The 24,471-nt window shown below is 29.2% G+C and carries 24 protein-coding genes and 1 other annotated feature; of the genes, 2 read left to right on the forward strand and 22 right to left on the reverse strand.

Going from position 1 to position 24,471, the window contains the following annotated elements:
* Positions 1 to 66 precede the first annotated feature (66 nt).
* The 12 genes from EDD60_RS05115 to EDD60_RS05165 all read right to left on the reverse strand — a co-directional run bounded on the left by EDD60_RS05115 (position 67) and on the right by EDD60_RS05165 (position 11,383).
* Positions 67 to 927 carry a hypothetical protein gene (locus EDD60_RS05115; protein WP_132226299.1) on the reverse strand — a complete coding sequence of 287 codons (861 nt, stop codon included), beginning with the start codon at positions 925 to 927 and terminating at the stop codon, positions 67 to 69.
* Complete coding sequence (locus EDD60_RS05120) at positions 924 to 1,709, reverse strand: ABC transporter permease (protein WP_066450241.1); 786 nt, start codon at positions 1,707 to 1,709, stop codon at positions 924 to 926. Before EDD60_RS05120 ends, EDD60_RS05115 begins: the two co-directional genes overlap by 4 nt.
* Complete coding sequence (locus EDD60_RS05125) at positions 1,693 to 2,418, reverse strand: ATP-binding cassette domain-containing protein (protein WP_066450238.1); 726 nt, start codon at positions 2,416 to 2,418, stop codon at positions 1,693 to 1,695. The genes EDD60_RS05120 and EDD60_RS05125 overlap by 17 nt, the downstream gene beginning before the upstream one ends.
* Before the next feature lie 67 nt (positions 2,419 to 2,485).
* Entirely contained in the window at positions 2,486 to 3,967 is a 1,482-nt protein-coding gene (locus tag EDD60_RS05130; RefSeq protein ID WP_165973125.1) for a DUF1611 domain-containing protein, read from the reverse strand.
* A 19-nt stretch (positions 3,968 to 3,986) separates the two neighbouring features.
* On the reverse strand, positions 3,987 to 4,271 hold the full coding sequence (locus tag EDD60_RS16055; RefSeq protein WP_066450230.1) for a S8/S53 family peptidase: 285 nt from the start codon (positions 4,269 to 4,271) through the stop codon (positions 3,987 to 3,989).
* A 239-nt stretch (positions 4,272 to 4,510) separates the two neighbouring features.
* Positions 4,511 to 4,741, reverse strand: coding sequence for a hypothetical protein (locus EDD60_RS05135; protein WP_066450229.1), 231 nt, complete (start codon positions 4,739 to 4,741; stop codon positions 4,511 to 4,513).
* Positions 4,742 to 5,416: 675 nt separating this feature from the next.
* A complete protein-coding gene (locus EDD60_RS05140; protein WP_082787445.1) occupies positions 5,417 to 5,647 on the reverse strand; it encodes a hypothetical protein in 231 nt (76 codons plus the stop codon).
* 187 nt (positions 5,648 to 5,834) lie between these two features.
* Entirely contained in the window at positions 5,835 to 6,335 is a 501-nt protein-coding gene (tnpA, locus tag EDD60_RS05145; protein ID WP_066446769.1) for an IS200/IS605 family transposase, read from the reverse strand.
* Positions 6,336 to 6,601: 266 nt separating this feature from the next.
* Positions 6,602 to 8,818 (reverse strand): RelA/SpoT family protein, encoded by a 2,217-nt coding sequence (locus EDD60_RS05150; RefSeq protein ID WP_066449472.1) that lies wholly within the window; start codon positions 8,816 to 8,818, stop codon positions 6,602 to 6,604.
* A 46-nt stretch (positions 8,819 to 8,864) separates the two neighbouring features.
* Positions 8,865 to 9,377: an adenine phosphoribosyltransferase gene (locus tag EDD60_RS05155; RefSeq protein WP_066449469.1), complete on the reverse strand. Its 513-nt coding sequence runs from the start codon at positions 9,375 to 9,377 to the stop codon at positions 8,865 to 8,867.
* Between the two features lie 59 nt (positions 9,378 to 9,436).
* Positions 9,437 to 11,059 (reverse strand): single-stranded-DNA-specific exonuclease RecJ, encoded by a 1,623-nt coding sequence (gene recJ, locus EDD60_RS05160; RefSeq protein WP_066449466.1) that lies wholly within the window; start codon positions 11,057 to 11,059, stop codon positions 9,437 to 9,439.
* 36 nt (positions 11,060 to 11,095) lie between these two features.
* Complete coding sequence (locus EDD60_RS05165; RefSeq protein ID WP_066449464.1) at positions 11,096 to 11,383, reverse strand: post-transcriptional regulator; 288 nt, start codon at positions 11,381 to 11,383, stop codon at positions 11,096 to 11,098.
* Positions 11,384 to 11,462: 79 nt separating this feature from the next.
* On the opposite strand from EDD60_RS05165, the gene EDD60_RS05170 reads away from it, so the two are divergent.
* Positions 11,463 to 12,773 (forward strand): oligosaccharide flippase family protein, encoded by a 1,311-nt coding sequence (locus EDD60_RS05170; RefSeq protein WP_066449461.1) that lies wholly within the window; start codon positions 11,463 to 11,465, stop codon positions 12,771 to 12,773.
* A gap of 32 nt (positions 12,774 to 12,805) precedes the next feature.
* On the opposite strand, the gene EDD60_RS05175 is transcribed toward EDD60_RS05170, so the two are convergent.
* From EDD60_RS05175 to EDD60_RS05210, 8 genes are all read right to left on the reverse strand, one after another.
* Positions 12,806 to 13,117: a hypothetical protein gene (locus EDD60_RS05175; RefSeq protein ID WP_132226301.1), complete on the reverse strand. Its 312-nt coding sequence runs from the start codon at positions 13,115 to 13,117 to the stop codon at positions 12,806 to 12,808.
* Between the two features lie 20 nt (positions 13,118 to 13,137).
* Positions 13,138 to 14,091, reverse strand: a complete 954-nt coding sequence (locus EDD60_RS05180) for a hypothetical protein (protein ID WP_132226302.1) — start codon at positions 14,089 to 14,091, stop codon at positions 13,138 to 13,140.
* Between the two features lie 168 nt (positions 14,092 to 14,259).
* Entirely contained in the window at positions 14,260 to 15,375 is a 1,116-nt protein-coding gene (locus EDD60_RS05185; protein WP_066449456.1) for an aminotransferase class I/II-fold pyridoxal phosphate-dependent enzyme, read from the reverse strand.
* Complete coding sequence (locus EDD60_RS05190; RefSeq protein WP_066449453.1) at positions 15,375 to 16,103, reverse strand: amino acid ABC transporter ATP-binding protein; 729 nt, start codon at positions 16,101 to 16,103, stop codon at positions 15,375 to 15,377. Before EDD60_RS05190 ends, EDD60_RS05185 begins: the two co-directional genes overlap by 1 nt.
* On the reverse strand, positions 16,096 to 16,779 hold the full coding sequence (locus EDD60_RS05195) for an amino acid ABC transporter permease (RefSeq protein ID WP_066449445.1): 684 nt from the start codon (positions 16,777 to 16,779) through the stop codon (positions 16,096 to 16,098). Before EDD60_RS05195 ends, EDD60_RS05190 begins: the two co-directional genes overlap by 8 nt.
* A gap of 19 nt (positions 16,780 to 16,798) precedes the next feature.
* Positions 16,799 to 17,596: a substrate-binding periplasmic protein gene (locus EDD60_RS05200; protein ID WP_066449440.1), complete on the reverse strand. Its 798-nt coding sequence runs from the start codon at positions 17,594 to 17,596 to the stop codon at positions 16,799 to 16,801.
* 144 nt (positions 17,597 to 17,740) lie between these two features.
* Positions 17,741 to 17,949, reverse strand: a binding site (T-box leader).
* A 59-nt stretch (positions 17,950 to 18,008) separates the two neighbouring features.
* The gene (locus tag EDD60_RS16375) at positions 18,009 to 19,103 is read right to left on the reverse strand and encodes a GNAT family N-acetyltransferase (protein WP_082787425.1); all 1,095 of its coding nucleotides are present in this window, start codon (positions 19,101 to 19,103) and stop codon (positions 18,009 to 18,011) included.
* A 39-nt stretch (positions 19,104 to 19,142) separates the two neighbouring features.
* Positions 19,143 to 19,373: a hypothetical protein gene (locus EDD60_RS05210; protein WP_066449435.1), complete on the reverse strand. Its 231-nt coding sequence runs from the start codon at positions 19,371 to 19,373 to the stop codon at positions 19,143 to 19,145.
* Positions 19,374 to 19,498: 125 nt separating this feature from the next.
* On the opposite strand from EDD60_RS05210, the gene eno reads away from it, so the two are divergent.
* On the forward strand, positions 19,499 to 20,776 hold the full coding sequence (eno, locus tag EDD60_RS05215) for a phosphopyruvate hydratase (protein WP_066449432.1): 1,278 nt from the start codon (positions 19,499 to 19,501) through the stop codon (positions 20,774 to 20,776).
* Positions 20,777 to 20,827: 51 nt separating this feature from the next.
* Here eno and EDD60_RS05220 read toward each other — a convergent pair whose 3' ends face one another.
* Positions 20,828 to 22,564, reverse strand: a complete 1,737-nt coding sequence (locus EDD60_RS05220; protein ID WP_066449429.1) for an ABC transporter ATP-binding protein — start codon at positions 22,562 to 22,564, stop codon at positions 20,828 to 20,830.
* Between the two features lie 45 nt (positions 22,565 to 22,609).
* Positions 22,610 to 24,316 (reverse strand): Na/Pi cotransporter family protein, encoded by a 1,707-nt coding sequence (locus EDD60_RS05225; RefSeq protein ID WP_066449427.1) that lies wholly within the window; start codon positions 24,314 to 24,316, stop codon positions 22,610 to 22,612.
* Positions 24,317 to 24,471 lie beyond the last annotated feature (155 nt).

Raw genomic sequence — 24,471 nt, forward strand, 5'->3', positions numbered from 1 at the left:
ACAATATTAGCTACATAAAAAAATGAAGTTGTCTTATCGACAACTTCAATAATAATTTTAATTATTTCACCTGTCTACTTGACAGGGGCGGTTCACTTCTTTTAGTTTAATTATTTTATTTATAATTTCATTTACATATATATTTGAATTTGATAAATACATTCTCACAAATAATAATCTTATATCTAAAATTAATCTTTGAAATTCAAAAACAAAATCTTCCAATATACGTTTATTTTCTCTGCTACTCTCATCCATTAAAATATTAATTAAATTCACTCTACAAGCTAAATAACCTCCCGAAAAAAAAGTAGAGTTCATTTCAGCAAATATATTCTTATCAGTATTTTCTTTTATAGATTTGATAAATAAGTCAAATTTCTTATTATAATTTTCTAAAGAATTAGGAATAGTATTTGCAATTTCTTTTGTAGTTATATTCTTTTTCCCTTTTTTACATTTAAAAATTTTATATACATATACGTCATCTTTATATATTAATTCTAAATTTTCTAATTTACTCTCAATTTTTATTGGTTGTATCAAAGGAATAAACGAATCCTTTAAATAAAGCTCTTTATTCCTTTGTTTCACAAGTATGTAGTGATACTTTTTCTTTATTTTATTAGATACTTCAAAAAAATCATGATAATTTAAATAGGATAAGGGTGAATGAACTATAATCGGTAAATCATGTTCTAGATTTTCTTTATTTATTTCAACAATACAATATCCTAAAGAAGATAAGCCATCTTTCATTATATCCATAATGGGTGATATAATTGCTCCCGTTTTTTTATCATTATCAATTTTTAAAATTTTTTCTGATAAATATAGCGATTTTTCTTGAATATTCTTATCACCAAAATATTCAATTAATGTCCCACTAAAACATGAGGTATATAAAGAATTACTTTGTTTATTCAATACGTATCAAACGCTCCTTCCCTTCTAATGATTTTTAAAGCTCTACCAAATAAAAAAGAACCAATCATTATCCAAAATAAATTAATACATATATATCCTAACCATAATTCCCAACCTACTGTTAATTCTAGATATATTTTTCTACATATCTCTATTCCCAAACTGTATGGTATTAAAGCGACAATAATATTATCCAATGGCTTCATTACATTTGATATAAATATTAGTAATGTTTGAACAATTAATATTAAACTACTTGATTTTTTCTCTTTCAAAACAATAGTGCTTAATAATAATCCTATTCCATACATACCAATTATTGCTGGTATATTTAAAATTATTGAAACAAAAAAGAATACAATATCTCTAATTGTTAAATTAGTTAAAAAAAACATCAAAATAATAAGTGCTAATATAATTAAAAAATTCGTTAATAAATTAATAATTAATTTAATAAAGTATAATATTTGTATTTTAAAACTACTTTGCATTTTTTGCTCTAAAATACCTTCGCTTGCTTCCGAAGAAACTATTGATGTAGAAAATCCAAGTGCTAATGAAGAAAACTGCCAAAACAAAAAACCAATAAAAAACAAAATATTTCCATCATTTGAAGATATATCATAATATATCTTTAATGGTGATCCCTCATTAAAGAAAAATGCAATCAAAAACACACCTACTATCATTATAAAATCACTGATCATTCCTACTTTATATTGCAATCTGGATAAAAAAGTAATCCTTAATTCTATTTTAAGTAATTCATAGTATTTTTTCATTTTCTTCTCCTTGATTTTCTATAAAAATTTCAGTTAAACTATCTACCTCTAATTTTGAATCTATTGTTTTTATGACTTGACCATTTTTTAAAAACAAATATCTTGTGCTTATATCCGCCAAAAAACTTAAGTCATGCGATGATATCACTAAAACTTTCCCTCTTTTTTTAGACATATCTATTAAGATATCTTTTATTAAATTAATATTCTCTATATCTAATCCCTCTGTTGGTTCGTCTAAAATAAGATATTTACAATTACAACAAAAAACAGCTAATAGTTTAACTATTTTTTTCTGACCTGTAGATAATTCTTCAACTTTTCTTACTAACTCATTTTCAAATTTAATATATTTTAAGTAATAATTAAGATTTTCTAGTATTTGCTTTTTCTTAGTTCCTTTCAAAATTCCATAGTAAATAATATTATCTTTTGCTGTATTTTTATATGACAAATCTCTTTCATTTGTGGATTGATATGCAACATTATTATGAGCCCATTCTAAATAATCAGATTTATTTTCATTATTGACATGTATTGATCCCCCATTTATATCTAAGATACCACTGATTACTTTCATTAATGTTGTTTTTCCAGCACCATTATTACCAACCAATGCAACAATCTGGTTATCTTCAAGTGAAAAATTAATTTCTTTTAATATACGATGTTTTTTTATATCCTTTTGAATGTCTTCAACTATTATCATATATGCCTCCATAAATTTATCTGATTTTCTTCTTTAACTATACTATTTCAAAACGTAATTACTATTCCTATCTTTCACAAAAATATTCAATCATATGATTATATATTGATTCAAATTTTCCATTGATTAATATTGGCTTACCTAATCTTTTATATAATTTTTCCTTGACAATTTCAATTTCAATATCTGATAAGCTCTTTTCTTCTTTGTCAAATATTACCCAATCACTATTTTTTTGATACGGATATAAAATCAAAGCTCCAACATATGAATTTAGATAATTTTCTAAATATAAAATAGTACGTTTAATGAAATTTATATCATCATTACTATTAATGACTAAATATATCAAATCCGGTTGACTAGCTATTAGTAAAGATTCTTGTTCAAAAGAAAGAAAATTTAAATTATTAAAAGAATATGGTATTGTCTGTGATTGAGTCCCCAAAATCATTATCTCACTATCTTTTTCTATTGAGGATAATAACTTATTATATGTCAAAATTTGTTTATAAATATTGCCATTTAAGTCAATACCATAGCCAGATGGAAACATTTTATCAAATCCAAAAAGATATGAAGATGGTTCGGTTCCAAATTGTGAAAACTTATATCCACTTTTTTTTAATTCTCTTCTTAATCCAAGTTGTAAAGTAAATTTCCCCTGTCTTGGTGATGTCCCACAAATTGCAACAGTTGGTATTGATAACACATTTAAACTTCCAAGATTATTATCAATAACATTAAAATTCTTATATAATTCGTTAGAACTAAATACATTTAATCCAGATAAAATATTTCTTTTTACCAAGTCGTTATACTTTTTTAAATCGTCAAAACAATAAATATTTTTTCTATTTACATAACAATAATCTAATAAATATTTAGTATAATCATAATTAAAAATTTGATTTATTTTATCTAAACGTCCAACTATAAGGGTATCAAAATCATTATATTTTGATATTTGATTTATATTAAAGAGTTTAAAAGCACCCAAAATTCGCTTATTGTTTACTGTTCTCTCATTATAATAATTATTAACATCAAAAATATATTTTATATTAAAATCTAAAAGATCTTTATTTTCTAACAAAACAATTGTTTCCTTATTTAACGGAAATATAGCAGCATCATTTATATAGTCAATATTTGCATTTTGTTCAATACTTTCTATTTCGAATTCCATTATATTGATGGCATCCTTTTTCAATTGCTTAAAAATATCTTCAAACTGATAATTTAAGTTTAATAAATCTAATATTTTTATCGTAATGTATGGCGATGCAAAACTCGATCCGCTTACATTTTTATAATTTCCATCTTTCCATGGTAATAATTGTTTGCCACCAAATCCTAATATATTAATATTAGAATTATTTAGAACAATATAATCATTTATTTTTTTACATTTTAAAGAGAACTGAACTCCTATTACTTCTGGAAGGCAAGCGGGATATGAAATTGCCCCCTCATTATCAAAAGAAGATACAATAAATATTTTTTCTTTGTATAATAATGAACATATTTTTTTTATTTCTTTTTTCATACTCGGACAAATTATTCCACTACTTATATGAATCAAATCTATATCTTTCATATTCATATATATATAATAATGTATCATATAATTTTTCTTCGTTTGTAAAAGAATTTTTTCCATATATATTTACTGTATATATTTCTGTATCAAATGTATTATTCTGTATTATATAAGTTATAGCAGTCCCATGTCCAATATAGTCTTCGAAAGGATTATATTGATTAAATAAATTAATTCTTTTTATTCTATTCAAATTAATATTTTTGTTATTGATATCAACCCCTGTATCAATAATAACAATCTTTCTCATCAAATTATCTCCTTTCCCCCCAAAAATTTATAAAGTAACTAAGGATACATAAAAAAATCTAATTAATTTTATTTTCTACTATACTTATAATTACTTTTTAGCTACACTTATTATTGCCTTCACCATATAAAACAACACTGTTATTTGTTGATTTAGTTGGTTTAACTAATTTCTTTTTCATAAAGATATCTCCTCTAAATTTTAATGTAATTGTTAATCCTTAGTTACTTTATAAAGTCTTACTTTAGCATATCCTGAATCAGACAAAGAAAATCATTAAATGAATGTAATTCCCTAAAGTCTAAATTTTGCTCGAATAAATCCAATAAAAATTCTTTTTGAATTTCAGCAATTAAAACAACCAATTGCATAGAATCAATATTTAATTTTATTTTTTTATTTTCATCTGTTATATAAATCCCTGACAATTTAAAGATATTTATTAATGTTTTTTCAACTTCATCTTCCATGTCTCTTTTTCCTTTCTATATTATGTATTTTATTTTTTAGGTTTATAATATCCCATTGGAGAACAGCAGTAATCTGATTTAATTACATATCCAACAATCATAGCTGTTATTTTTTTTAACAATTTCATATTTTTACCTCCTTCCTTTTTCTGTATTATATTACAAAAAAAAAACGTTTTTAATTATTATCATCGAGCGTTAAAAAATTATCATCAAATGTCGTTTTGACATAATAATATTATTTATTTTTGTTCTAAATATATATTTCTTTTATCATTCTAAACTATATTCAAAAAATATTATAAAAAAAGATCTGTAACAATATATTTATGAGTAACTAAATATATCAGGGGATTTTTTGAGCACTTCATTTTATTGGGGTGCTCTTTCCTTTCACTTTATTGCTGATTTCAATTATTTTGGGGTAGATACTCTGTTTCCCTTTTTTATTATTCTTAATTGTTTTATTATTTAGTTATAAAATCTACAGAAAGATAAAAGGATAATTATCTCCCCTCCGACAGTTCGATTAATTATCCTGTTCCATTGAACAATACGATAATAATAAAATTAAACAAAAAAATCAAGTCTATTAATCAATTTAGTTATGATGAAATCATTAATTCAATCAATTTTCATCTTATACATTGTCCAAACTGTCAATTATCCGATTGGTCAACTCATGCCTACTATTCTAGACACGTTGATTTTTTTAATCGTCGTCATACAGTTCGCATACTCAGAGTGAACAGGGGAAACACAAACAGGACAAATATCATCATGAGATGTTGCCTTTACATAAATAGTAACTGTATCGTTATCATCTTTCCAGTCATAAACAATGAAATCATCACCAAAAAGTTTTTCATTCAAATCGATCTTATTATATTTCATAAACATCACCATCCTTACATCTCTATTATACCCTAATACCCAAATATAAGAAATAATATCCTAATAAAAACCACGTCTAAAAGGCGTGGTTTTCTCTGCGGCTATAAGCCTTTGTTACTTGCTCGCGTCTCAAGGCGCTGCTTTCACTTCGTTCAAGCTACCGCTCTTGACTCTCGCTATCCCTCAAAGGGATTTTTTGCTATTTTTCTTTCTTCCCTTTTTTCTTCTTCTCTTTCTTGATTTCCTTTTCTTCAAATGGATCCTTGTATTCTTTCACACTCAGTTTATCCATCGCTATATCATATGCTTCTTGCTCCCTTATATATTTTGCGACTGTTTGATCATTTAGTCCTACTGTACTTACATAATATCCTTCTGCCCAAAAATGTCTATTCCCATATTGATATTTTAAATTGGCATGCCTATCAAACATCATCATTGCTGACTTCCCTTTGAGATATCCCATAAATGATGATATGCTTTCTTTTGGTGGTATCATCACCAGCATATGAACATGATCTATCATCAAGTGTCCCTCTATTATTTCTACTCCTCTATATCTGCATAATCTTCTCAATATTTCTCCCAAGTCTTCTCGATATTGATTATATATCGCTTTTCGTCTATACTTAGGTGTGAACACAATATGGTATTTACACATCCATTTTGTGTGTGCTAAAGAATTCGCTTTTTTAGCCATAGTCAAATCACCTTTCCTTTCTTTTAATGATAGCTTGAACAACTTCATTATACCGGAAAGGTGATACTACTGTATAACTTTTTATTTCTCCACCCGCATAGCAGGTGGTTTTTTGTTTCACACATTTCATGTGTTCAACTGACTAAAGTCTATTTGTTCAAATTTTCAATTTGAACAGTATAAACAAAAAACAGTACAATTTCTTGTACTGTTTAGATAGTTATTCTACCCATAACCGAGTAAGAACCGAAAATCTATAGTGGTTCTTAATGAATAACTCTTTTAATATCATAAATACCTTGAATCTTATTTAAATTATCAATAGTCAATTGTAGCAGCTCAGCATTTTCTACCGATAAAGTTAACTTAATATGCGCTTCCATATCTTGAATACCTGCATTAATATTTAAAATATTGACTTTCACTTGTCCTAAAACAGTAATAATATCATTCAATAAATTAGGACGATCCAATCCACATATTTCAATATCAACTTTAAAACGTTTTTCTGTAATATTTGTATAATCCCAATAAACATCTATTAAACGACCTTTTTCTGCTCCTTTGATATTAGGACAATCAGCTCTATGCACTTTAATCCCTTGTCCTTTAGAAACATATCCAACAATTGGATCACCTGGAATAGGATTACAACATTTTGATAATTGAACTTTCAAACCATCTACGCCACTCACACTAATTCCTAAACTACCATTTGTTCTTTTTTGATTCTTAATAGCGTTATTGTTTTTCTTTAACATCTTAGAAAGATTATCAAAGAAGCCAGTATGATTAGGTGCAACTTTATCGATTAACGTTGCAGCCGTTGCTTGTTTTTTTCCAATAACTAACAAAATATCATCAAAATTCTTTGCTCCAAAAGAACCAAAATAAGATTTATAAGTTTCTGGATCTAAATATTTCTTTTCATCTAATTCGCGTTTACGAATTTCTTCTTTTAATAGTTTTTTACCTTCTTCAATCGCAGCTTTTTGCGTTTCAGCATCTTTCTTTGTAATATATTGTCTGATCTTATTACGGGCTCCAGCTGTTTGTACAAACTTGAGCCAATCTTCACTAGGACCAGAATTTTTATTTGTTTTTATTTCACATACATCACCTGTTTTTAACTTTGTATTAATAGGAACCATCACATTATTAACAATTGCTCCAACTGCATGATGTCCAACTTCAGTATGAATACGATATGCAAAATCAATTGGTGTTGCCCCATTTGGTAATTCTACAATTTTCCCTTGGGGCGTCATTACATAAACATTCGCTTCAAAAATATCACGTCTTAATGAATCATAATATTCTTTAGCATCACCATCTTTAATTTCATCGCTTAAAGTAATAAAATCACCCAACCATTGTAACTTATCAACAATATCTTTTTGTTCTTGTTTAGATGAATAATCTTTTCCCTCTTTATAACGCCAGTGTGAAGCAACCCCACGTTCTGCAAGTTCATCCATTTCTTCAGTTCTTATCTGAATTTCAAAGATATGTCCACCCTCACCAATGACAGCTGTGTGCAGTGATTGATACATATTAGGTTTTGGCATCGCAATATAATCTTTAAAACGACCTGGTAATGGACGATAATGGTCATGAATGATACCTAAAACCTCATAACATTTCATTTTATCTTGTAAAATAATACGTAAGGCATTTAAATCATAAAGTTCATCAAAACGTTTATGTTTAATAACCATTTTTTTATAAATACTATAAATATGTTTAGCCCGTCCTTTAATGCGATATTTGATATGATGTTCATCTAATAAATCCTTCACTGATTGCATCATTTTATCAACAGACTCTTTACGTTCACTACGTTTTTGTTCTAATAAATCAGAAATTTCCTGATAGGCTTTGGGATCTAAATAATATAAACATAAATCTTCTAACTCAATACGAATATCATTAATACCTAAACGATGAGCAATCGGCGCATAAACTTCCAACGTTTCACGTGCTATACGTTGTTGTTTATCTGGACGCATATATTGAAGGGTACGCATATTATGCAAACGATCAGCTAATTTAATTAAAATCACACGTATATCTTTAGCCATAGCAATATAGATTTTACGATGATTTTCTGCATAAATATCTGATTCATCCTTAAATAACATCTTATTAATCTTAGTAACACCTTCAACTAAGCTTGTAATCTCCTCACCGAAACGTTCAACCATTTCTTCCCGTGAGACATCACAATCTTCCATGACATCATGCAATAATCCAGCCGCAATTGTGGTTGGACCAGTTTGTAAAGTTGAAAGAATGTATGCTACCCAAATAAGATGAATGGTATAAGGTTCCCCACTTTTACGTTTTTGTCCCTCATGTTTTACCATAATAAAATCATAAGCATTTTTAATCAAATCAATGCTTTCTTTTTTGGTAATATAAGTTGAACAGATTGCTAAGACATCATCAAATGTCACTTGATCGTGTTTTCCTTTAATTTCCATAATTCTTCCTCCTTTACAATTATGAAAAAAGAGACAATGTCTCTTTTTAATACTTTAAGACAGAGTAAACATCATATCCCGTTAAAAGTTTTCTTCCTTTTAATGCTTCTAATTCAATTAAGAAAGCAATTCCTACGACGTTTCCACCCATTTGTTCAATTAATGATACCGTAGCTTGTACTGTACCACCTGTTGCTAGTAAATCATCAACAATCAAAACATTTTGTCCCGGTTGAATGCTATCACTATGCATTTGAATTTCATTTGAACCATATTCAAGATCATATGATTTTGTGACAACCTTACGAGGTAACTTACCAGGTTTTCTAACTGGTACAAATCCACAATTTAATTCTGTCGCAACAGGACATCCAAATAAAAATCCTCTTGCTTCTGGTCCAGCAATAACATCAACATCTTTTTCTTTTGCAAAATCAACCAATAAACGAATTGCTTCTTTATAAGCATCTTTATCTGCTAATAAAGGTGTAACATCTCTAAAAAGGACACCTGGTTCAGGAAAATCTGGGATATCCGCAATATATTCTTTTAAATCCATAGCTGAAAAGCCCTCCTTGTTTATCTATTATATCAAATTATTTGATATTTATAAAGATTCTATATAATATCTTTTATCATAAAATTAATATTTCTTTGATTTCTAAATTCATTGATTTGTAAAGTTCCAACTAAATCAACTGTTTTTTGATTTTTTAATTGTTCATACATATCACCATGTTGGAAAAACAAAGCAGAGAGTTTTATATTTGAAAATTGAATATCTAATTTTAAATGCTTTCCTTGACTCAATTGATAAACTTGAACAATAGGCGCATTTTTTAATAAAAAGATAGGTTCTTCATTAGCCATTCCAAATGGTTCTAATAAAGCTAACGATTCAATATTGGCAACACTTATATCATATTCATCAATTAATAAAACTGAAGTTGTTGCTTGTAAAGTCACATCTTTTAATTTTTCTTCAATACAATGATAAAAAGATTCATAGTGTGCTTCATCCACAGCAAATCCACCAGCCAAAGCATGCCCACCATAAGTTACAAATTGTTCGCTATGTGTTGTAAAAAATTCATGTAAAGAAAAACCATCAACACTTCTTGCACTCCCTTTATAGATACCAGCTTTTTTATCATAATGCATCACAAAGCTAGGTCGTTCATATTGCCTTGTATATTTACCCGCAATTAAACCAATTAAGCCTTCATGAACATCTTCACTTGCCCAATACAAGAAATCATTACCAGCAGATTGATGTGCCAAACTATATTGTTCATTTGTCATTGCTTGACGTTTTGCATTGATAGATGTCGCCATTTGTGAGACTTTCATCATTAATTCTCTTGGTGCATCTTTCATAAAGTATTTTACTAAAATATTTGGTGGACACATTTCTGGCAAGCGTCCAAATGAATTAATCTTTGGCGCAATTGTAAAACCAATTGTTGTTGTATTGTAATTTTTTTGATCTCCTAACAATAATTCTAAAGGTAAATATTTTTCTTCATTCATAAAAGTTAAAGCTTTTTTTACTAATGAACGATTTTCATCAAGTAAAGGCATCATATCAGAAATTGTTGTAATTGCTGCTAAACAATACAAATATTTATCTTGTTTTTGTAAAAGAGCACTCGCTAATTTATAAGCTACAAACCCACCTGATATTTCTTTAAAAGGATAATCAGGTGATAGTTTCGTATGAATAAATGTACAGGCATCTGGTAAATCAGCATCAAATTGATGGTGATCTGTAATAATAACATCAATACCCAACTCATTTGCCCTTTCTACGGCTTCAAATGCCTTCACACCATTATCAACTGTAATAATGAGTGAATAGCCACGTTTTGCCATTTGTTCAACACGTTCTATATTTAAGCCATAGCCATCATCAAAACGATTCGGTATATGATAACCTACCTGTACCCCTAATTCTTTAAAGGCTTGAACTAAGATTGTTGTTGCTAAAATACCATCACAATCATAATCACCATAGATACAGATTTTTTCTTCATTTTCAATGGCTTCATGAATTCTTTCTAAAGTCATATCAGCTTCTTCAAATAAGGAAAAATCATGATAGATGAGCCTTGGATTCATAAGTGAATTCATTGTTTTTTCATCATAATGACGACTCTCTATAATCTTAGCTAATAATGAGTTGATATGATATTGATTTTGTATTTCTTGATAATTTTTTGATTCTATTGTTTTATATTCCATTATATTCTCCTTAAAAGAAAAATAACTGTTGAACAGTTATTTCGTAATCAATTCACTAAAATCATCTAAATTTAAAGTCGATGCTTCTTTAATAACCTTCAATTTTAAATAATCAAAGACTTCCGAAAAACGTAGTGACATAATATCATCAATAATATCACACATTGATAGAGCATCTGTATTCTTCCATTTAATTTGATATAAATATTCTTTAATATCATTAGCATTAATTTCTTGAACACCTTCACTTTTAAATTCATTAGCTTTTATACGAATTAAAAAAAGAATATCTAAAGGCAAGTTATTCTTAAGATTGATTTCCATTTATTGCACTTCCTAACATATTTCTCATAAATTCAACATATTTATTATAAAGGAAATTCATCAATAAAGGAAGTGTTTTATGAAAAGAAAATTGATTAATTCATTTATTATCTTAAGTAGTAGTACATTAATTACCAAAGTCTTTTCGGTTTTTAACAGAATGATGTTAGCTCGTCTTTTAAATGAAGAAGGTATGGCTTTATATATTTTAGTTATTCCAACACTTTCTTTATGTATCACTTTAGCTCAATTTTCCATTCCTTCAGCAGTTTTTAGACTTGTTTCTAACCCAAAATATAATAATAAGAAAGTTATTATTTCAGCAATATTGATTTGTTTTTTATCTTGTTTATTGATTATGTTTGGTATCCTCTTTTTTTCAAAAATGATTGCTGTGGATTTTCTAAAACAAGATCAAGCTTATTTTCCCCTTCTAGCTATGCTTCCTTTTATTCCCTTGGTTGGAATCAGTGGAATTATCAAGAATTATTATTTAGGTAAAGAAGATGTCTGGACACTTTCTGTTTCTCAGTTATTAGAAGAAGTGACACGTATTCTTTTTACTTATGTCATGATTAAATTATGTGCGCATTTATCAATGACTTATTTAGTCAGTATTGCGATTACTGCGATGAGTGTTGGTGAATTATGTTCAATTCTATATTTATATACGCATATGCATCGTCGGGTTAATTTTCGTTATCATTCATTATCTTATTTTCAGGACCATTTTATTTTTAAAGATATGATGAATATTGCTTTACCTTTGACTGGTTCAAGGATTCTTCATTCTTGTTATAATTTTATTGAACCTATTGTTTTAGTAGCCATTTTAACAAAATTACAAATGAGTGAATCTCAAATTCATTTACAATATGCAATTATTAGTGGTTATGTTATTTCAATATTAGTCACGCCTACATTCTTTAATAATGTTGTCTTAAGATTATTGTTACCAATTTTAAATAAAGATATTGCTTATCATCATTATCATCAATTACGTCAACATGTTATTTATGGGATTATTGTTTGTTTTTTCATTAGTTTACCCTTTACCTTATTATTTTATTTCTTTGGTGATTATTGTTTATTGTTTATGTACAATACAACCAATGGTTATGAATATTTAAAATACATGTCTATTCCTTTTACTCTCTTTTATCTTCAAACACCTCTTAGTGCTACTCTACAGGCCCTTAATAAAAATAAAGAAATGTTTGTTATGAGTACTTTAGAAGTCATTATTGAATTTATTTGTTTACTCATCTTAACTCCTCGTTATCATGTATTAAGCGTTGCTATGGTTATGCTTATTGGATTATTTACAACTTTAGTTTTATCATCTTTTTATGTCTATAAATCGGTCTATAGTTCTCATCATCTTTCATAGAAAAAGCTAATCTTATCGATTAGCTTTTTTCATCAATCTTTATCTATAGCCATTGCCTTTTTCAAATCATCATAGCTTATATTTTGAACAAACAATTCATGAAAATGTTTCATTTGTTGTGGTATGCATTGCTTCAACCATTCTCCACTCTTATGATATTTTGTTTCAATCAATAAAATAGCTAATTCTATTTGTCCTTCTTTTCGACCTTCTTTAAGTCCTTCCTTAAGTCCTTCCTCAAGTCCTTCTTCATGTCCCTCCTCTTTATTTCTACTTATTTTACTTCTTATTAATAATCTTTCACTCTCAATTTCATAGACTTTCAACAGTTCATCACTATTCATAAATATATTCATCCTCAATTTCAATAAGATAAAACATTCTTTTTCAAATCATCATAACTCATATCTTGAACAAACAATTCATGAAAATGTTTCATTTGTTGTGGTGTACATTGCTTCAACCATTCTCCACTCTTATGATATTTTGTTTCAATCAATAAAATAGCTAATTCTATTTGTCCTTCTTTTCGACCATCTTTAAGTCCTTCTTCACGACCTTCTTTAAGTCCTTCCTTAAGTCCTTCTTCACGTCCCTCCTCTTTATTTCTACTTATTTTACTTCTTATCAACAATCTTTCACTCTCAATTTCATAAGCTTTCAACAGTTCATCACTATTCATAAATTTATCGTGAATTTTCATAACACCTTTCACCAAATCACACATCTCACTAAATTTATGCGACTGATTATACATCCATAAATAACTTAATTGTTCCATTGGTTCTAATCTTTGTTCCATATCATACTCCTCCTTTAATAATTGTAATTGTAATAAAACTGTTTTAACAACATCTCCTCGATAAAACAAATGATTTTTAATATCTCCTTTTTGAATATAATGAATATAACCATGATAATTATCAATCGGTTGTCCTGTATAAATAATCATTTGATAAACTGGTTTTAAATGAATATACTCAACACCACGTTTTTCTTGATTATCAACTAATCTTTCACCATATCTTAGAAATCTTATTTGATCTTCCAATTTAATATCATAATTATGCATTTCAAAATCATAATATCTTCCCTTATCATCTTGTACAACAACATCCATGATCAATTTCTTATTTTCATAAAACCCTTTAAATGTTTCACTGTTTATCACAAAAGTTGATGTAATAGATTGATCATGTGATAAGTACCGGCAAAGAAATAGCCTTAATTCATCATAATAAATAAGTGAATAATGAAAAAAATAATCGTACTTATATGTTTCAACAATACCTAATTCCGTAGAAGATTTTTTATTCATATCTTTTCCTCCTTCTTACAAAAGAACCCTCTACTTCTATATACAAAAAATTTTTTCATTTTTCTTTTTTTATCTGATATTTTCTTAAAATAATTTTATCATGAACTCATTTTATTTTCAATAAGCAAATAATCGTATTAAAAAATATCTCCCTACAGGGAGATATAATCAATCAAATTGCCTTAACCACTTAGAAAATAAAGTTAAACCTTCTTTAACTTCTTTCTCATCATGAGTAAAACCAAAACGCAAATGATTTTCTACTCCAAAAGTTACTCCTGGAACAAAGAAAATACCAGTTTCCTCTTGAAGTTTTTCACAAAACTCAGCTGATGGCATATCAACATCATATTTTAAGAAACAAACTGTGCCTTCATCTGGAATGACACATGACACACGTGGTTCATTATCAAGCCAATCTCTTAAAATCTGTTTTGTTGTTTGACAAATAGTTAAACTTCTTTTTAATATTTTATCTTTATTTTCTAGGACCAGACAAGCTAAATAATCATCTAGTGGTCCACTACTAATGATGTGATAATCACGACGATAATTAATCAAATCAATGACATCTTTAGGACCTTTGATCCAGCCTAATCTAAGACCTGCAAACGAAAAAACTTTAGATAAACTTTGTGTCACAATTGCTTTTTCATAATAATCGCTAAATGAAGGTGACAATTGTTGCGTTTTCGTATTGACTCCACGATAGATTTCATCACATAAAATATAACAATCATTTTCTTTAGCTAAAGTAATGATATCTTGCATAAGTTCTAAAGGTATTGTTGTTCCAGTTGGATTATTTGGTGAATTTAAACAAATCATTTTGGTATGAGATTTCATGACTTTTTTAAAATCATCAATCGTTGGCATCCAATCTTTTTCTTCAGATAAATGAATAAGTGAAACATCACATCCTAATGACTTAGGAAAGTCATACATTTGCTGATAAGATGGAAATAAACTGATAATATGATCACCTGGTTCTAATAAAGAAATCATTGCCAATTCATTTGCATTAATCGCCCCATGAGTAATGGTAACATTATCAGCACTACCTGTTTGATATAAAGACAATATTGCTTGTTTTAAACGTGTTGAGCCAACAATTGGTCCATAGTCCATAGTCATTGACATAATTGAAGAAGCAATATCTTCTTCAACATATTGCTGAAGATCATTTAAAGATAAGGATGACACACATGTCTCAGTCAAATTATATTGACAATGAGTTTCATGATCTGTCATCCAAGTTTCTACTTCAAATTCCTCTATTTTCATTAATGCATAACCTTTTTCAAGAAGTCTTGTGCTCTTTGGGTTTTTGGTTGAGAGAAAAAGTCTTCAGCATTATTTTCCTCTATAATTTTACCATCCTCTAAGAAGATGACACGATCTGCAACAGTTCTTGCAAATCCCATTTCATGAGTTACAACAACCATTGTCATTCCTTCTTGTGCTAATTCTTGCATAACTTCCAAAACTTCAATAACCATTTCAGGATCCAAGGCACTTGTTGGTTCATCAAACAACATAATCTCAGGGTTCATACATAAACTTCTAGCAATCGCAACACGTTGTTTTTGTCCACCAGACAATTTATTTGGATATTCATCCTTTTTATCTAATAAACCAACACGTTTTAAATATTGACAAGCAATTTCTTCTGCTTCACTTTTTGATTTTTTCATCACTTGAATAGGTGCTAAAGTCAAGTTTTCTAAAACTGTCATATTAGGAAATAAATTGAAATGTTGAAAAACAAATCCCATTTTATTTCTTAATTGGCGACCTTTATCTTCACCATTTAAATCTAATTTTTGATCATAAATATAAACGTCTCCTGATTCTGGAACTTCAAGACCATTAATACATCTTAAAACGGTACTCTTCCCTGAACCAGATGGTCCAATCAAGCAAACAATTTCACCTTTTTTTATTTCCAAAGAAACATCGTCTACAGCTTTTAAATTTTTAAAGTTCTTTGTAATATGTTCTAATTTAATCACTGGCAGCCAACTTCCTTTCTATATATCTTCCTAAATAAGAAACACTTAATGTCATAATCAAATAAAAGATTGCAGCAACACAATATGGAGACATAACATCAAAATATTTTGCTCCAATAACTTGTGCTCCTTTTAATAATTCAACAGCACCAATACAACTAATCAAAGAAGAATCCTTAATCAATGTAATAAATTCACTAATAACGGGTGGAATAATAATCTTAAAAGCCTGTGGCAAAACAACCATCTTCATTGTTTGCCAATGACTTAACCCTAATGTTTCACATGCTTCCCATTGTCCCTTATCAACACCATTAATACCACTTCTAATTAACTCTGTAGAATAAGCACCACTGTTAATACTCATTGCTATAGCACCAATAACATAAGTATTTATTCTTAAAATATCCCCAGTTAAAGCTGTATACAATGATGGAACAACAGAAAACAATAATAAAATTTGTAATAACATTGGCGTTCCACGAATCACTTCTACATAGACATTTCCAATGATTCTAAATATACGATATTTAGAACGTTTGGCAGTTGATCCTAAAATACCTAAAATCAATCCAAGAACAAGGGATACAGCAGCTATCAAAAGTGATATCAATGCCCCTTTGGCTAAATATAATATATTTTCTGGAGTAAACACTTTATCAAATGCTGTAAACATACCATCCCTACCTTCTTTCTTATTTTTCTAATTTCTTTAAACCATATTGATCACATAATTTATTGTAATCTTTTGAATTTAAGAATTTATCAATGCATTTGTTAATTTTTTCAATAACTTCTTTATTTCCTTTTTTAGCAATAATATAATTCTTTTCATCTAATAAAGAACCATCTAACATTTTAAAGTTTCCACTATTTACATAATTTTTAGCAACAGCTAAATCAACAATAGCAGCATCATATTGATGAGCAGCTAATCCATTAAAAATATCTTGAACATTTTTCATTCCAACAACATCTGCATTTTTAATTGCTTTAGCAGCATTTTCACCAGTTGCTCCAGTTTGAGCCGCAATTTTTTTACCTTCTAAATCTTTTGCAGAAGCAATTTTGCTATCTTTTGGTAAAACAGCAACTTGAGCAGTTGCAGTATAAGGATTAGACCATTCTACAACTCTTTCTTTATCATAAGTAAATCCAGAAATTCCTAAATCAATTTGACTTCCTTGAAGTTGTGTAACAATATTATCAAAATCCATTTGTTTGAATTCTAATTTATATGTTTTTCCTTCACTCTCAGTTAAATACCCTTCAAATAATTTCACCATATCTGCATCAAAACCAACAATTGTTCCATCAGTGTCTAATGATTCATATGGTGCATAGTCAGGTGAAACTCCAACTGTTAAAGTCACAGTTTCTTTATCTTTTGATTCATTTGCAGAATTATCTGCTTTTTTATCATCATTTCCTCCACAAGCTGTCATTGTTAATGCCATAGCGGCAACTAATAAACCTTTTACTAATTTTTTCATCTTTTTTCCCTCTACTTTCATCTTTTTTGTTTTATGTTTTCGTTTTTATAACTATAAGTGCTTGAGACACTCACCGCAATAAATTCACCCTGTTCACAAAACTCATCCCCTTTTCTTCAATAAAAAACGCCTCTTAGTATAAAACTAAGAGACGAAAGATTCCGCGGTACCACTCTTGTTGATATATCCAAAGATATATCCCCTCTTGTCTTTAAAGCAGACCTACTCAATATCCTACTGATTTCAGATATTGCTCTCCAAAGTGCGGTTCATTTAAACTTGTATACTAACCTCACACCAACGTTAGCTCGCTTCATACTCATTTAAACTACTCTCTTTTTCATTGAGTTTGTTGATATGTCTAGTATTATAAACGATTGTTACCAATTGTCAATAATAAATTTGTCTTTTTTTATTTTTTCTCATTATTATTTTTTAAAGCACGAGTCATAATCGCTTGTACAACAGCGCTTTTTTGATCTGCATAATCTTGTACATAACGCCAAACCTTCTGGGCTAAAGAACGCTTTGTTTGAGCATAAAGTTCTCTATCTTCTGGATGATTTATAAGCCAATCACGAAAAACAAGCATCCGTTTAGCTTCTAAACAATCCTTGGAAAAAACATGTAAATGAATTGCTCTATCAGTTGCTAAAAACATCCGATGTTCATACCAATCAGGTTCTCTCACCTTTAAAATATAGCCATTTTCTAGAAGCTGTGGTACATAATCATCTTCTTTGCTAGAATCAGCAACAATCAACAAAATATCAATAATTGGTTTAGCACATAAACCCGGTACTGACGTTGAACCAACATGTTCTATTTGAATAACTTTGTCTTTTAAAATTTCTTTAATTTTCTTTTCTTCGTATTGATAATCATTGATCCACTTAGAATCATACTCATGCAAAATAATTTTTTGATTATATTCTTGAATCTTCTGTACATGACTTTCTTGTAGTTGTTCATCTCTCATTTTTAAACAAATAGGTGAATTTTTATCACTTGTATAAAGATAATGCAACATCTCACCATGATAATAAGTTGTTAAAAACTCATCTTCTTTTTGCATGCCAAGCTTTTTAGCCAGTGCGATTGAAGCATAGTTATCGTGTTTAATAATCGCATGTAACTGTTCTTGTTTTAAATGATAGAAGGCATAATTTTGACAGCAGCAACATGCTTCATAAGCATATCCTTGATGCCAATATTCTTTTTTTAAAAGATATCCTAATTCTAATATCTGCGTTCCTCTGTAATCTTGCATTGACAAACCAACTTGTCCTATAAACTTATGATTGGCTTTTAAAATCACTGCCCATAATCCAAAACCATCTTGACAATACCTTTGTATTTGTCTATCCAGCCAGTCTTTGACATCCTGCTTGGAAAAATCATGCTCATATGCATACATAACTTGAGGATCTTGTAAAAGTGTTGCCAAGTCATCAAAATCATCTTCATTGAATTCTCTTAAATATAAACGTTTTGTTTCTAAAAGCATCTTTTCCCCTCCGATTAAAAAAACATTTCAAAAGAAATGTTATTTCATATAGCTTAATATTTTCTTTGAAATCTCATTTAAACGAGATAATGGTTCATTCATTTGATCTAATTGAGTCTGTAACTCATCTAATTCAGTATTCATTTCATCAATGTCTTGACGATATTCTTTGATTATTTTAATTTCACGTGCCATTTTTTCTCTTTTATCTAATAAATAAATCGCTAAAGCTAAAAAAATGAGACCACCTATAATATAAATAAAAATCATATTCATCCCTCATTTCTTTGATTATTATATCATACTATTTCCTTTTTGAATATCTTTATTCAAGACATTTCATGAATATTTTCTTATCTTTTGACCATCCTTTACAAAAAGGAGTGAAGAAAAAAATGCCATATATTACAAATGTTTTTGCTAGACAAGTTTTAGATTCCAGAGGTTTTCCAACAATCGAAGTGGAAGTTTATTGTGAAAGTGGAGCGAAAGGGAGAGCAATCGTACCTTCTGGCGCTTCTACTGGAATTTATGAAGCTCATGAATTAAGAGATGAGGTTAAAGATTGTTATTTAGGGAAAAGTGTTTTTAAAGCTGTTAATCATGTTAATGATTGTATTCAAGATGAATTATTGGGTTGTGATGTGACAAATCAAAGATATATTGATGATTTATTGATTCAGTTAGATGGAACAAAGAATAAATCTAAATTAGGAGCTAACGCTATTTTAGGAGTTTCTTTAGCTGTTGCTGCCTGTGGGGCAAATTACTATGATATGTCCTTATACCAATATATTGGTGGTTGTAATGCACATGTCCTTCCTATTCCAATGATGAATATTATCAATGGTGGGGCCCATGCCGATAACCCCTTAGATTTTCAAGAATTTATGATTGTTCCTGTAGGTGCTCATAGTATGAAACAAGCTGTTGAGATGGGTTCAACAACATTTCATCATTTAAAGAAGATATTAAAACAAAAAGGACTCAATACTTCAGTTGGTGATGAAGGTGGTTTTGCCCCTATGTTAGAAGATAACGATACTGCTTTACAATGTATCCTAGAAGCTATTCAAGCTGCTGGTTTTCAACCCCAAGAAGATATTTGCATTGCCTTAGATGTAGCTGCTAGTGAGTTCTATCATGATGGTCTCTATCATATGCAAAATAAAGAATATACTTCTCAAGAGCTTATCACTTATTATGAAAACTTATGTGATCGTTATCCAATCATTTCTATTGAAGATGGATTAGACCAAGATGATACTGATGGTTGGCAAGCTTTAACAAAACATTTATCCCATATTATGCTGGTTGGTGATGATTTGTTTGTCACAAATAAAGATCGTCTCCAAATGGGTATTGATGAAAATATTGCAAATGCAATATTAATCAAAGTCAATCAAATTGGAACCTTAACTGAAACATTGGATGCGATTGAATTAGCAAAAAGACATCAATATAAGATTGTTGTTTCTCATCGTTCTGGCGAAACAGAAGATACATTTATTGCTGATTTAGCAGTTGCTACAAACGCTGGTTATATCAAAACCGGATCATTATCACGTAGTGAAAGAATTGCAAAATATAATCAGTTATTAAGAATTGAAGAAGAATTAATCCCTGAACAGTGTTATGGAATTGAAAAATCAAAATCAACTTTTCATAAATAACAAGAAAGGAAGAATCTGTTAAATTGATTCTTCCTTTTTCTTTGTAAATTATTAATTTTCTTTAAACTGCATGTTATATAAGTAAGCATATTGACCTTGTTTAGCCAATAATTCCTCATGTGTCCCTTCTTCTTCAATTCCCTTTGACGTTAAGACACAAATTCGTTTAGCATTCTTGATTGTTGATAAACGATGAGCAATAACGAATGTCGTACGATGTGCAGCTAAGGACTCTAATGATTCTTGTACAATATGTTCACTTTCATTATCCAAGGCACTGGTTGCTTCATCAAAAATTAAAATTGGCGGATTCTTCAAGAAAACTCTAGCAATCGATAATCTTTGTTTTTGCCCACCGGATAGCTTTACTCCTCTTTGACCACAATCTGTATCATAACCTTCAGGTAAAGCCATAATAAACTCATGAGCATTCGCTTTTTTAGCTGCTTCGATAACTTCTTCATCCGTCGCATTAAACTTACCATAACGGATATTATCCATAATTGTTCCAGCAAACAAATAAACATCTTGTTGAACAATTCCAATATTTTGACGTAGACTCGCAAGTTTTACATCACGAATATCTTGACCATCAATCATAATTCTTCCTTCACTGACTTCATAAAAACGTGGCAACAATGAACAAATCGTTGTTTTCCCAACCCCAGATGAACCAACCAAAGCAATATATTCTCCTGGCTGTACATCAAGTTGAATATGTTTTAAAACATACTCACTTTTATCATTATAGCGAAAAGCAACATCTTCAAAACAAACATGTCCTTGAACATCTTTTAATTCCACAGCATTTGCCTTATCCTGAATATCTGGTTGAACTTCTAAAATTTCCATAAAACGTTCAAAACCAGTTGCGCCTTCTTGAAATTGTTCAGTAAAATTAATTAATTTCTTAACTGGTTCTATTAAATTAGCAATATACAAAACAAAAGCAATTAAATCTGGGGTTGTAATAGCTTCTTGACTAATAAATAATGCCCCAAAGAAAATAACGGCAATCGTAATCATACTTGTAAAAACACCTAAACCAGAATGATATTTTGCCATATATAAATAACTATTGCGTTTACTATCAACAAAATTCATATTTTCTACTTGAAACTTATCCATTTCTTGACTTTCATTAGCAAAACTTTTAACAACTCGAATCCCTGATAAATTATCTTCAATACGGGCATTAATATCACCAATTCTTTGCTTATTTCTCTTATATGCCTTTTTCATTTTTTTATTATAGTAATAGGCAAAGCCACCCATAACTGGAATAAAAGCAAAAACAATCAAAGTCAGCTTCAAATGAATTGATGACAAAATAATAAATGCCCCAACAAATTTAATTAAAGAAATAACAATATCTTCTGGTCCATGATGATAAAGTTCAGTCAAAGAAAAAATATCATTCGTAATACGTGACATCAATTGTCCAGTTTTTTGTTCATCATAAAAACTAAAAGATAATTTTTGATAATGTTCAAAAAGTTCATTACGAATATCTCTTTCCATATAAGTTCCCATCACATGTCCTTGATATGTCACATAGAAATTACAGAAAAATTCAATGACAACCAAAACCAGCATCAATAACCCTAATTGATAAATCTTACCTAATTCAATCGGTTCTGCTACTAAAATAACCCCTGTAATATAACGTGTAATCATTGGGAAAACAAGAGTAACTCCTGCTGCCAACATTGCACAAACCATATCTAAGATAAAGATCTTCTTATATGGTTTATAATATGAAATAAATTTTCTAAATCTTCCTTTCATTACTTTTCCCCCTTTTCCTTTAGCTAAAAAGCCTACAGCGTAGGCTTATAAAATATAATCTGAAGGATCAACATGTTCTTCTTCAATTAAACGACCAATTTCTTCACTATCATCATTTAAAATTGAAAAAGCAATATTTGTTGCATGATCTCCAACTCTTTCCAAAGCAGCAACCAAATCAGAATAAAGCATTCCTTCTCGTGGTGCTGTTTCTTTTCTCTTGATATCTGTTAAATAAGCTTTTTGTAGCCTATCTTCTTTTCGATCAACTAAATCTTCTAACTTTAAGATTTCATTTAAATGATCTAATGACTTTTGTGTAAACATATCTAAACTTAATTCTAATTCAGAATTAACCATTGTTAATAGTTCTCTAATTTCTGTTTTATGTGCATGAGTAAATTGATATTTTTTTCTTTCCCATGTTAAAGTAATATTTGCGATTGACTTGGCATGATCACCAATACGTTCAATATCAGCAATAACATGGAACAATGGTCCAATAATACGTGAATCTTCTTCTGGTAAAGGAACCTGATTAATCCGATTTAAATATTCAAAAATCGCATGATTCAAGAAATCAATATGCTCCTCATTTTTAGCAATTTCTTCTTGTGTTGAAGTATCAATTTCCAATAAAGAATTAACTGCTAAATTTAAATTTAAACGAGCAATCTCAGCCATACGTTCAACTTCATGAATAGCCTGAGGGATAGCTGTTGTTGCAGAAAAAGCAACTTTATCACTAATATATTGCAATGAGAATCCACTTTCTTCATCATCACCTGGAACCAATACATAAGTAGCTTTGACAATCCATTTCGTAAATGGATAGAGAATAAGGACTTGGAATACTTTAAAAATCGTATGCGCATTAGCAACATTTCTTGCCATCGCATCATGTAACGCTTGTCCTGTTAAATGTTGTGAACCAGTGAGTGCCATGATACCACCTTCAATTTGTGGCATAAACAATTGCAATAAAACAACAATTGCTAGTGAGCCAAAGACATTAAATAAGAAATGAATATAAGCCGCACGTTTGGCATTCTTCTTCCCACCAAGACTAGCAATTAAAGCAGAAACACATGATCCCATATTACATCCTAAAATAATATAGAAACAAATATGCAATTGTAATAACCCTTGAGAAGCTAACAAAATAACAATCCCAACTGTTGCTGATGATGATTGTAATACTGCTGTAATCGCAAATCCAATCAATATTGCTAAGAATGGATTCGTTAAAGTAGAAAGCATATGTACAATCACTGGTGAATCTTTTAAAGTTGACATTGCCCCTGACATTGAAGCTAAACCAACAAATAAAATACCAAAACCTAAAATAACTTCACCAATCTTTTGAATATTTGCTTTCTTTGAGAACATCAGCATAACCACACCAATTAAAACAAACAGTGGTGCAATATCCGATAAATTAAATGCGATTAATTGTCCTGTAATTGTCGTTCCAATATTGGCTCCCATGATGATTCCAGTTGCCTGATATAAATTCATCAATCCAGCATTGACAAAACTTACTACCAAAACAGTTGTCGCAGATGATGATTGGACAACAGCCGTGAATGCCATTCCCACTAACATCCCAACAAAAGTATTTTTTGTCATTTTTTCTAATATTGTACGCAATTTTGCTCCCGCTACGTTGGCTAAGGAATCGCTCATAAGTTTCATCCCATATAAGAACATTCCTAGTCCTCCCATAAGCGAGAAAACTAACGTCAAATCCATAAATGACCTCCTCATTTTTGTCATTTTTACACAAAGTTACAAAGTTATTATACTATATAATTGATACCTTGAAAACAAACAATTTACATTTTTTTAACAAATTCTTAATATTTTCTTAAGGTAAGCATCTATTAGACAATATCCATGGAGTTTGA

This window comes from Longibaculum muris (assembly GCF_004343035.1).
GTDB lineage: Bacteria > Bacillota_I > Bacilli_A > Erysipelotrichales > Coprobacillaceae > Longibaculum > Longibaculum muris.